The organism is Janibacter sp. CFPM2_SD2, assembly GCF_057364645.1.
Genome location: NZ_JBNFOF010000102.1, coordinates 1 through 10,772 on the forward strand (window position 1 = coordinate 1; position 10,772 = coordinate 10,772).

The window sequence follows — 10,772 nt, forward strand, 5'->3', positions numbered from 1 at the left end:
GAGCGCGCCAGGTTCGTCCCCGCCCACGGCACCGGCGGCGGGCTCCCCCTTCGCCCGCTGCGGTCCGGGGCGTGGCGCTCGCCTCCTGGGCCAGGCCGAGGAGTCGCTCGCGGACCGACTCGGCGTCGGCGACGCGCAGGTAGGCGATCGACAGGTGCGAGTCGCCGCCGCCCGCCGACTCGACCCGCACCTCCGAGAGGCCGCACAGGCGCGCGAGGAGCGGCCGGACGAGGTCGACGGCCTGGATGCGGTCGTAGCGCACCTGCCGGTGCTGGCGGAAGAGCACGCCGGTGCGCATCTCGATGCTGTCGTCGCCGAGCCGGTAGCGGGTGAACCACCACGACACCAGGCCGAGCAGGACCGCGCCGAGCACGACGAGCCCGACGGCGCCGGCCTGCAGGAGCGTCCCCACACCGGGCACCGCGCCCGCGGGTCCCCCCGGGCCCGAGCGTCGTCCCCACCGCCGAAGGCCGCAGCGAGGGTGTCGACCTGCTGGCTCACGAGGTAGCCGAGGACACCGAGCACGACGAGCCCGCCCCGGATGAAGGGCGAGACCGGGTGGACCCGGACGAAGCCCTCGTCGGGATCGCTCACAGCCCCGCCCGCTGGGCCTCGCCGCGACCGGCGAGGCGGGTGCGCAGCTCCTCGGCGACGGGCGCCGGCAGACCGGGCAGGTCGGCGGAGCTGACCGGTGACGCGGTGTGCACCTCGATGACGGCCAGACCGGCGCGGCGCATGAGCGGGCCGGAGCTGAGGTCGACGTACTGGATGCGGCCGTAGGGCACGGTCACCAGGCGCCGCCACATCCGCCCGCGCCGGATGGCGATCTCCTCGGGCAGCTCGGCCCAGCTCATCGCCCGCACCTGGACGCCGACGAGCCACATCCACCAGACCCACACGAGGAGCACCACGACCGTGCCGACGACCAGCCACGGCCACAGCAGCGCCGCCGCGACGCCGCAGGCGATGGCGACCGGCAGCAGCACGAGGGTCGACGCGGTGCGGCGCACCCGGGCCAGCGCCGGCGAGACCGGGTGCCAGTGCGCGCCGTGGTCGCCGCGCAGCGGCAGCACGGACGGGAGCGGAGGGGGCGGGGTCGGCTGCTCGTCCACGGCACCATCTCACCAGACGGGCTCCGTAGGCTGGGGTCGTGGTGGACGTGCGACGTGGAGGTGCCCGATGGGTCGGGTGACGCAGCGGCTCAAGGTGGAGCGACGCGACGGACGCACCCTGCGTCGCATCGAGTCGGTCGCCGTCGAGGAGCCGCTCGAGATCCGGGTCGCCGAGCTGCCGGAGCGCGGTGTGGCCGCGGGGAGCGCCCCCTTCGTCCGCCGTCGACGACCGTGACGACGACGATGCGCCTGCCCGGCGACGACTTCGACCTCGCCCTGGGGCACCTCGTCGCCGAGGGACTCGTCGCCGACGGCGAGGCGGTCGCGACGATGATGCACTGCACCGACACCGGCCCCGACGGGTCGCCGACCTTCAACGTCGTCGAGGTGACCCTCGCCGCGGGCGTGCAGCTGCAGCGGCGGGTCACCGAGCGCACCGAGATCGCGACGAGCGCCTGCGGCGTGTGCGGCTCGGCGACCGTCGACGACCTGCTCGAGGCCATGCCCGACTCCCCCGCCGACGACGACGTGCGGGTCGACCTCGCGACGATCCACGCGGGCGTGGCGGCGATGCGCGAGCGGCAGCGCGTCTTCGAGCGACCGGAGGGGTCCACGCGGCCGCGCTGCTCCGGCCCCGAGGCGACCTGCTCGTCGTGCGCGAGGACATCGGCCGGCACAACGCCGTCGACAAGGTGCTCGGGTGGGCCGCCCGCGAGGGCCGGCTGCCGCTGACGGGTCACACCCTGCTCGTGTCGTCGCGGGCCGGCTTCGAGATCGCGCAGAAGGCGGCAGTCGCCGGCGTGCCCGTCCTCGCCTGCGTCTCGGCCGCGACCTCCCTGGCCGTCGAGGTCGCCGACCGGGCCGGGCTGACCCTGCTCGGCTTCGTCCGCGAGCCGCGCGCGACCGTCTACACGCACGCCCACCGCATCCCGGAGTCCGAACCCGGTTTGTGACGCCTGACACCCACGCGAGAGGATGGGTGTGTCCGTCGTCACCACGTGCGGACAGGTCTTGTGAAAGGACGACACTCGTGCCCGGCTCAGCGGATCACCTCAGCGACGGCCCCATCCTCAACGGCATCCCCACCCACCTGCCGGACATCGACGCGGAGGAGACAGCCGAGTGGCTGGACTCCATCGACGCGCTGATCGACGACTCGGGCCGCGAGCGCGCCCGCTACGTCATGCTGCGCCTGCTCGAGCGCGCGCGCATGAAGAACGTCGGGGTCCCGTCGCTGACGACGACCGACTACGTCAACACCATCCGACCGGCGGACGAGCCGTGGTACCCCGGTGACGAGGAGGTCGAGCGCCGCTACCGGGCGTGGATCCGCTGGAATGCCGCGATCCAGGTCCACCGCGCCCAGCGCCCCGGCGTCGGGGTCGGCGGCCACATCTCCTCCTACGCCTCCGCGGCGACCCTCTACGAGGTCGGCTTCAACCACTTCTGGCGGGGCAAGGACCACCCGGGCGGCGGCGACCAGATCTTCTTCCAGGGCCACGCCTCCCCCGGCATGTACGCCCGCGCCTTCCTCGAGGGCCGCATCAGCGAGGAGCAGATGGACGGCTTCCGGCAGGAGGCCGCCCAGCTCGCCGGGCAGGGCGAGACCGGGATGCCCTCCTACCCGCACCCGCGCCTGATGCCGGACTTCTGGGAGTTCCCCACGGTGTCGATGGGCATCGGCCCGATGAACGCGATCTACCAGGCGCAGTTCAACAAGTACCTGCACAACCGCGGCATCAAGGACACCTCCCAGCAGCACGTGTGGGCCTTCCTCGGCGACGGCGAGATGGACGAGCCCGAGAGCCGTGGCCTGCTGCAGACGGCCGCCTTCGAGGAGCTCGACAACCTCACCTTCGTCGTCAACTGCAACCTCCAGCGTCTCGACGGGCCGGTCCGCGGCAACGGCAAGATCATCCAGGAGCTCGAGGCGCAGTTCCGCGGCGCCGGGTGGAATGTCATCAAGGTCGTCTGGGGCCGCGGCTGGGACCCGCTGCTCGCCGCCGACCGCGACGGCGCGCTGGTCAACCTCATGAACCAGACGCCCGACGGCGACTACCAGACCTTCCGCGCCAACGACGGCGCCTACGTGCGGGAAAACTTCTTCAACCGCGACCCGCGCACCCGCAAGCTCGTCGAGGACTGGTCCGACGCCGACGTGTGGTGGAAGCTCAAGCGCGGTGGCCACGACTACAACAAGGTCTACGCCGCCTACCGCGCCGCGATGCACCACACCGGTCAGCCGACGGTCATCCTCGCGAAGACGATCAAGGGCTACGGCCTGGGCACGCACTTCGCCGGGCGCAATGCGACCCACCAGATGAAGAAGCTCACCCTCGACGACCTCAAGGGGCTGCGCGACGGGCTGAAGATCCCGATCACCGACGAGCAGCTCGAGGCCAACCCCTACCTGCCGCCCTACTACCACCCCGGTGAGGACGACGAGGCGATCCAGTACATGCGCGAGCGCCGCGGCAAGCTCGGCGGCGGGCTGCCCTCGCGGCGGGTCGAGTACACGGCACCGCAGCTGCCGGGCGACGACAAGTACAGCCAGATGGCCAAGGGCTCGGGCAAGCAGGAGATCGCCACGACGATGGCCTGGGTCCGCCTGCTCAAGGACCTCATGCGCGAGAAGGGCTTCGGCGACCGGATCGTGCCGATCATCCCCGACGAGGCGCGCACCTTCGGCATGGACTCCTTCTTCCCGACGAAGAAGATCTACAACCCGCACGGGCAGAACTACACCTCGGTCGACGCCGACCTCATGCTCGCCTACCGCGAGTCCGAGCAGGGCCAGATCGTCCACACCGGCATCAACGAGGCCGGCTCGGTCGCGGCCTTCACCGCCGCGGCGACGAGCTATGCCACGCACGGCGAGCCGATGATCCCGGTCTACATCTTCTACTCGATGTTCGGCTTCCAGCGCACCGGCGACAGCATCTGGGCGGCCGCCGACCAGATGTCCCGCGGCTTCCTCCTCGGTGCCACGGCCGGGCGCACGACCCTCACCGGAGAGGGGCTGCAGCACGCCGACGGCCACTCGCAGCTGCTCGCCGCGACCAACCCCGCGGTCGTCTCCTGGGACCCGGCCTACGGCTTCGAGATCGCGCACATCATGCGTCAGGGCCTGGAGACGATGTACGGCGGCGACGCCCCGCAGTCGGACGCCAGTCGCAACGTCATCTACTACCTCACGCTCTACAACGAGCCGATCGTCCAGCCGCAGCAGCCCGAGGACCTCGACGTCGACGGCCTGCTCAAGGGCATCTACCGATACGCCGCCGGTGACGCCTCCGGCCTCGGTGACACCCCGCCGCGGTGCCAGCTGCTCGCCAGCGGCGTGGGCATGGCGTGGGCGCTCGAGGCGCAGCAGCTGCTGCGGGACGACTGGGGCGTCGTCGCCGACGTGTGGTCGGTGACGAGCTGGAGCGAGCTGCGCCGCGAGGCGATGGCGTGCGACGAGCAGCGCTTCCTGCACCCCGACCAGGAGCGGCGGACCCCCTTCGTCACCCAGCAGCTCGAGGGGACGGTCGGCCCGGTCGTCGCTGTCTCCGACTACATGAAGCAGGTCCAGGACCAGATCCGGCCGTGGATCCCCGAGGAGTTCTCGGCCCTGGGCACCGATGGCTTCGGCTTCTCCGACACCCGGGCCGCGGCGCGACGCTACTTCCACGTCGACGGCCCGTCGATGGCCGTGCGAGCCCTGCAGATGCTCGCCGACCGCGGCTGGGTCGCCGAGGACGTTCCCGGCAAGGCCGCCGAGAAGTACCGCCTGCTCGACGTCAGCGCCGGCACCTCCGGCAACGCGGGCGGCGACGCCTGAGGCACCGCCCCCGGCACCACACGGGCCCCGGCCATGGCGTCTCCACCCGGAGACGCGGTGGCCGGGCTTCGTCGTGAGCGCGAAAGGGAGGTCACGACTCGGTCTCGACGCGGGCGCCGCGAGCAACCCGCGAGTGCCCGGCGACGTCTGCGGCATCGGGTGGCACCACCGCCACCCCTGATGCAAGGGGACACACGATGACATCACGCACCACCACCGCACTGCTCGCAGCGACTCCGCTCGCGCTGGGCCTGGCCCTGGCCGCGGCGCCGCAGGCGAGCGCCGCGACGACACCGCCCGCCGACGCCGAGCTCCTCGTGCAGGTCGCCGACGTCTACTCGGGCCACCTCGAGGGCATCGCGGGCAACCGGCACCGCGTGCGGGTCGCCCAGGTCGACGGCCGGACCACCGGCTTCGTCCAGTCCTGGACCTGCCCGTCGGAGGCGACGGTGACCACCCGCTGGGTCTCGCCGTCGTGCACGCACCGGTCGACCTTCAGCCTGCGGGAGCAGTGGGGCGCCCCGCCGCAGGCGCGAGTGAGCTCGACCGGGCGCTCGGGCGTCATCGCGGGCAAGCTCGTCGGGGTCAACCGCACGACGGGGTGGCAGCGCTCCTTCACGGTCGACCTCACGATGCGGGCCGGCACCGGCGCGACGGCCGACCGCGACCCGGCACCCTCCAACGGCGAGAGCACGACCGTGTGGTCGACGGCCACCTTCTCCGGCGACGTCTCGGGTGCCGACGTGTGGGTGAAGGGGACGCCGCAGGGCACCTCGAGCCTCTTCGGCTGGACGGACTGACAGCTGCGTCCACCGTCACGGGGAGGTCACGATCGGTGGCCTCCCCGAACCATGTCCCGGCGACAGCCTTCTGCTCTGGTGTGGGGGACAACGAGGTCACCCACGATCGAGAGGGGACACTCATGAGCACTCGACGACTGGCTCTGGCCACGCTGCCGCTCGCGGCCGCGCTCATCGCGACGATGGCACCCACTGCCACGGCCACGACCACCGAGGTTGCGGCCACGCCGCCCGACTCGGACAGCCTGCTCTTCGGCTTCCACGACGCGCTCCGTGGGAGCGTCGCCGGCACGCCCGGCAACCGGCACCACCTCTACCTGCTCGACGGCGAGGGCCCGGCGACCGGGTACCTGCGCTCCTACACCTGTCCCGAGGACGCACCCTTCACCGACTCCTGGGCGTCGCAGCGCTGCACCCACCTGCTGACCCAGGACCTGCGTCCGCAGTGGGGCAACCCGCCGACGGCGTGGATCAGCTCGACCGGCCGGTCCGGCGTCTTCCGCACGGACAAGCTCGTCGGCACCAACAGGGCGACCGGGTACCGACGCGCGGTCTCCGCCGACCTGACCTTCGTCGCCGGGAAGACGGCCGAGCCGCTGGGTGCTGACGGGCACTACGCGTGGTCGACAGCGGACGCCCGCGGCAACCTCGGCGGCGCCACCGTCTGGATCACGGGCAATGCCTGGTTCGGCTGGACCGTCTGACGGGACTGGGGGTGTGCCCACGCATGGCAGGATCTCCGCGTGGGCACCCCCTTCGTCAGGTCCGTGAGCAGCGACGAGCTGCACCGCTTCAGCAAGCAACCGCGCGCGGCCATCGAGCTCGTCGCCGGCCTTGGCGTGCGCGGTGATGCCCACGCCGGGACCCTCGTGCAGCACCGGTCCCGGGTGCGGCGCGACCCCAACCAGCCCAACCTGCGCCAGGTCCACCTCATCCAGGCCGACCTCCTCGAGGAGGCCCGAGCGGCCGGGCACGACATCGGCCCGGGCTCTCTCGGCGAGAACGTGCTCACCGACGGAGTCGACCTGCTCGCCCTGCCCGAGGGCACCCGCCTGCACCTGGGTGAGGCCGTCGTGCGGCTCACCGGGCTGCGCAACCCCTGCCGGCAGATCGACGAGCACTCGCACGGGCTGCTCAAGGTCGTCGTCCGGCGCGTCGACGGCGTGGCCACCCGCACCGACTCGCAGGTCGAGCTGGGCCCCACGGGCGGCGTGCAGGCCCTCGACGGCGTCGGCATCGAGCGGCGGGCCGGCGTGATGTCGGTCGTCGAGGTCGGCGGCAGCGTGCGCCCGGGCGACCCGATCGAGGTCGTGCTGCCGCCCGAGCCGCACACCCCCCTCGTCCCCGTCTGACCCGCCCGCCGAGGTCAGTTGACCGGCGGTGACCACCGGAGGAGGTTCCGAGGCTCCTTGCGTCCACCGCGCACGACGAAGGGAGGTCCGCACCGGGTGCGGACCTCCCTTCGTCAGGTGGATCAGTTGGCGGCGAGGAAGTCCTCGCGGGCCTCGACGCAGATGTCGGGCTGGTCGCAGAAGGCGCCGTCGATGCCGACCTCGTAGAAGCGGGTGACCTCGTCGGCCATCCGACCGTGGGCGGCCGGGTCGGTGCCGATCCGGTAGTCCGTCGGGAGGAAGGTGTTCTCGGCGCGGAAGGTCCACGGCGTGACCTTCAGCCCCGCGGCGTGGGCGTCCTCGACGAAGCTCGTCGGCTCACCCAGGCTGCCGTCGGAGTTGCGGGCGATGACGGCGTTCTTCTCCGGGCCGAAGCCGTCGATCCACTGCGACAGGTCCTGCATCGACGAAGCGGTGGTCAGCTCGGCGTAGGTCGTGCCCTGCTCGTGCAGGTCGTAGGGGCCGCCCTTGACCGTTGTGAGGAAGGTGCTCTTGCCCTTGTAGCCGTGCTCGTCGCGCAGGTCCTTGAGCGCGGTGAGCTCGAAGGACTGGACCCACAGCGGGGCCTTGGGGTGGTTGAGGTGGTACGTCGTCACCAGACGGGCGACCTCAGCCTCGGGGTCGAAGCCCTCGTCGTGGAGGTAGGTCGAGTGCTTGATCTCCGGGATGATGCCGATGACGCGACCGGTCTTGCGAGAGAGGGCCTCTCGCTTGGCCAGGACCTCCTCGAAGGTCGGCACCTCGAACTGGCCGTCGTAGCCCCGGGACTCCGGACGCATGTCACCCAGGCGCTCCTTGGCGCGCAGCGTCTTCAGCTCGGCGAGGGTGAAGTCGTCGACGAACCAGCCGGTGACCTGCGTGCCGTCGAGGTTCTTCGTCGTCCTGCGGTCGGCGAACTCCGGGTGGTCGGCGACATCGGTGGTGCCCGAGATCTCCGGCTCGTGGCGGTCGACGAGGACGCCGTCCTTGGTCATGACGAGGTCGGGCTCGATGTAGTCGGCGCCCTGCTCGACGGCCAGGTCGTAGGCGGCGAGGGTGTGCTCGGGGCGGTAACCCGAGGCGCCGCGGTGGGCGAGGACGAGCGGGTCGGCCATGTTCTTCTCCCGGTAGCCGGGGTTGCCCGACGCGGCCTGGACCTGGGCGTCAGGGGCCGCGGTGGCGGCGGTCGAGGTGGCCAGCGGCGCGACGAGCGCGGCGGCAGCCAGGAGTCCGGTGGCGATCTTCGTGGGGTGCATGTCGGGGACGGTAGGGGCGTCGTGCTCACCATCTGCCGACATCACCGTGTCGCCGTCGTGACCAGTCGATGAACGCACGGGAGTCCCCCTTCGCCTCCGAGTCCCGGACCGGGGACGGCGACGGGCTGCCGAGGTCCTAGGGTGGGGGCGTGTCCAAGGTACTGACTTCCCTCCCTGTTGGTGAACGTGTCGGCATCGCCTTCTCCGGCGGTCTCGACACCTCGGTGGCCGTCGCGTGGATGCGCGAGAAGGGGGCGGTGCCGTGCACGTACACCGCCGACCTCGGCCAGTACGACGAGGACGACATCGAGTCGATCCCGGGTCGCGCCGGCCAGTACGGCTCCGAGCTCTCCCGCCTCGTCGACTGCAAGGGCCCGCTCGTCGAGGAGGGCCTGTCCGCGATCGCGTGCGGCGCCTTCCACATCCGCAGCGGCGGCCGCACCTACTTCAACACCACCCCGCTCGGCCGCGCCGTCACCGGCACGCTGCTCGTGCGGGCGATGAAGGAGGACGGCGTCTCCATCTGGGGCGACGGCTCGACCTTCAAGGGCAACGACATCGAGCGCTTCTACCGCTACGGCCTCATGGCCAACCCCGGCCTGCGCATCTACAAGCCGTGGCTCGACGCCGACTTCGTCACCGAACTCGGCGGCCGCCGGGAGATGTCCGAGTGGCTCACCGAGCGCGGCCTGCCCTATCGCGACAGCGCGGAGAAGGCCTACTCCACCGACGCCAACATCTGGGGCGCCACCCACGAGGCGAAGACCCTCGAGCACCTCGACGTCTCGCTCGAGACGGTCGAGCCGATCATGGGCGTGCGCTTCTGGGACCCGCAGGTCGCCATCGAGGCCGAGGACGTCACCGTGCGCTTCGAGCGCGGGCGCCCGGTCGCGATCAACGGTGACGACTTCGGCGGCGACGCCGTCGCCCTGGTCATGGCCGCCAACACCATCGGCGGTCGCCACGGTCTGGGCATGTCCGACCAGATCGAGAACCGCATCATCGAGGCGAAGTCCCGCGGCATCTACGAGGGCCCGGCGATGGCTCTGCTGTACCTCACCTACGAGCGCCTGCTCAACGCGATCCACAACGAGGACACCATCGCGAGCTACCACGCCGAGGGCCGCCGCCTCGGCCGGCTGCTCTACGAGGGCCGCTGGTTCGACCCGCAGGCGCTCATGCTGCGCGAGTCGCTGCAGCGCTGGGTCGCCTCCGTCGTCACCGGCGAGGTCACCGTGCGCCTGCGCCGCGGCGAGGACTGGACGATCGTCAACACCGTGGGCGAGCACTTCAGCTACCACCCCGACAAGCTGTCGATGGAGCGCACCGACAATGCCGCCTTCGGCCCGGTCGACCGCATCGGCCAGCTGACGATGCGCAACCTCGACATCGCCGACAGCCGCAGCAAGCTCGAGGTCTACGCCGCGCAGGACCAGCTCTCCGGTGGCTACCTCGAGATCATGGGCGAGCTCGAGGCCGGCGGTGGCGACCAGATCGCCTCCAACCCGGCCGCGGCCAACGTCGACGACGAGGACGACGCCCTCGACCGCGCCGCGATGGAGTTCGGCACCGACTGAGCCCGCGCAGGAGCACCACTCCCGAAGGGAGGGTGCGGCCGATGTGGCCGCACCCTCCCTTCGTCCGTTCTGCTCGCGACCCGTGAGACCTCTTGTGGTCTTCACACATAGGATGACGGGGTGTCGCGCCGTGGCCTCGTCTCCCTGACCACTCGTCGGCAGGTCCGCCGCAGGGGCGGTGACCTGGCCCGGGCGGCGACCCAGCGCCTCGAGGCGACGCACGACTGGTACGCCACGCTCAGCGCCCAGGAGCGCTCGTGGGTCGGGCTCGTCGCGCAGGCCGGCATCGCCAACTTCATCGAGTGGCTCGACGGCACCGAGCAGGCCGACACCCGCACGACCTTCGGTGCCGCACCACGGGAGCTGACGCGCACGATCAGCCTCGCCCAGACCCTCGAGCTCGCCCGCTCCGTGGTCGACGTCGTCGAGGAGCACGTCGACGAGCTCGCGAAGCCTGCTGACGTCACCGACCTGCGCATCGCGGTGCTGCGCTACTCGCGCGAGATCGCCTTCGGCGCCGCCCAGGTCTACGCCCATGCTGCCGAGCAGCGAGGGGCCTGGGATGCCCGCCTCGAGTCCCTCGTCATCGACGCGGTCATGCGCGGCGAGGTCGACGAGTCGATCCGCACGAGAGCAGCGGCGCTGGGGTGGGGTGATGTCACCGACGTCGTTGTCCTCGTGGGCGGCTCGCCCCGCAGCGACGGGGATGACGACGACCCGACCGCCGCCGTGGCCGAGGTGCACCGCACGGCGCAGCGGCTCGACCGTGCCGGTGCGTCGCCGGTGTGCAGGCAGCCGCCTCGTCGCCGTCGCGGCTCCGTGGCGACCGGCCGC

The 10,772-nt window shown here is 71.6% G+C and carries 9 protein-coding genes and 2 pseudogenes; 8 read left to right on the plus strand and 3 right to left on the minus strand.

The annotated features are described in order from the left end of the window. On the minus strand, positions 1 to 412 hold a 412-nt coding region (locus AC2W7J_RS10660; protein ID WP_485982331.1), incomplete at its 3' end, for a PH domain-containing protein. A 178-nt stretch (positions 413 to 590) separates the two neighbouring features. Then, entirely contained in the window at positions 591 to 1,112 is a 522-nt protein-coding gene (locus AC2W7J_RS10665; RefSeq protein WP_485982333.1) for a PH domain-containing protein, read from the minus strand. Between the two features lie 67 nt (positions 1,113 to 1,179). On the opposite strand from AC2W7J_RS10665, the gene AC2W7J_RS10670 reads away from it, so the two are divergent. The 6 genes and pseudogenes from AC2W7J_RS10670 to AC2W7J_RS10695 all read left to right on the plus strand — a co-directional run bounded on the left by AC2W7J_RS10670 (position 1,180) and on the right by AC2W7J_RS10695 (position 7,087). Next, positions 1,180 to 1,347 carry a hypothetical protein gene (locus AC2W7J_RS10670; protein WP_485982335.1) on the plus strand — a complete coding sequence of 56 codons (168 nt, stop codon included), beginning with the start codon at positions 1,180 to 1,182 and terminating at the stop codon, positions 1,345 to 1,347. 8 nt (positions 1,348 to 1,355) lie between these two features. Beyond that, positions 1,356 to 2,065, plus strand: a pseudogene (fdhD, locus tag AC2W7J_RS10675) (formate dehydrogenase accessory sulfurtransferase FdhD). A gap of 77 nt (positions 2,066 to 2,142) precedes the next feature. Continuing rightward, positions 2,143 to 4,935, plus strand: coding sequence for a pyruvate dehydrogenase (acetyl-transferring), homodimeric type (aceE, locus tag AC2W7J_RS10680; RefSeq protein ID WP_421009024.1), 2,793 nt, complete (start codon positions 2,143 to 2,145; stop codon positions 4,933 to 4,935). Positions 4,936 to 5,132: 197 nt separating this feature from the next. Continuing rightward, positions 5,133 to 5,735 carry a hypothetical protein gene (locus AC2W7J_RS10685; protein ID WP_485982337.1) on the plus strand — a complete coding sequence of 201 codons (603 nt, stop codon included), beginning with the start codon at positions 5,133 to 5,135 and terminating at the stop codon, positions 5,733 to 5,735. A gap of 122 nt (positions 5,736 to 5,857) precedes the next feature. After that, the gene (locus AC2W7J_RS10690) at positions 5,858 to 6,439 is read left to right on the plus strand and encodes a hypothetical protein (RefSeq protein WP_485982339.1); all 582 of its coding nucleotides are present in this window, start codon (positions 5,858 to 5,860) and stop codon (positions 6,437 to 6,439) included. Positions 6,440 to 6,478: 39 nt separating this feature from the next. Then, a complete protein-coding gene (locus AC2W7J_RS10695) occupies positions 6,479 to 7,087 on the plus strand; it encodes an MOSC domain-containing protein (RefSeq protein ID WP_255183684.1) in 609 nt (202 codons plus the stop codon). 122 nt (positions 7,088 to 7,209) lie between these two features. Here AC2W7J_RS10695 and AC2W7J_RS10700 read toward each other — a convergent pair whose 3' ends face one another. Continuing rightward, complete coding sequence (locus AC2W7J_RS10700; protein ID WP_485982341.1) at positions 7,210 to 8,361, minus strand: glycerophosphodiester phosphodiesterase family protein; 1,152 nt, start codon at positions 8,359 to 8,361, stop codon at positions 7,210 to 7,212. 149 nt (positions 8,362 to 8,510) lie between these two features. On the opposite strand from AC2W7J_RS10700, the gene argG reads away from it, so the two are divergent. Both argG and AC2W7J_RS10710 read left to right on the plus strand, forming a co-directional pair. Beyond that, positions 8,511 to 9,938: an argininosuccinate synthase gene (gene argG, locus AC2W7J_RS10705; RefSeq protein WP_485982343.1), complete on the plus strand. Its 1,428-nt coding sequence runs from the start codon at positions 8,511 to 8,513 to the stop codon at positions 9,936 to 9,938. A 120-nt stretch (positions 9,939 to 10,058) separates the two neighbouring features. Continuing rightward, positions 10,059 to 10,772, plus strand: a pseudogene (locus tag AC2W7J_RS10710) (hypothetical protein); the annotation flags it as partial.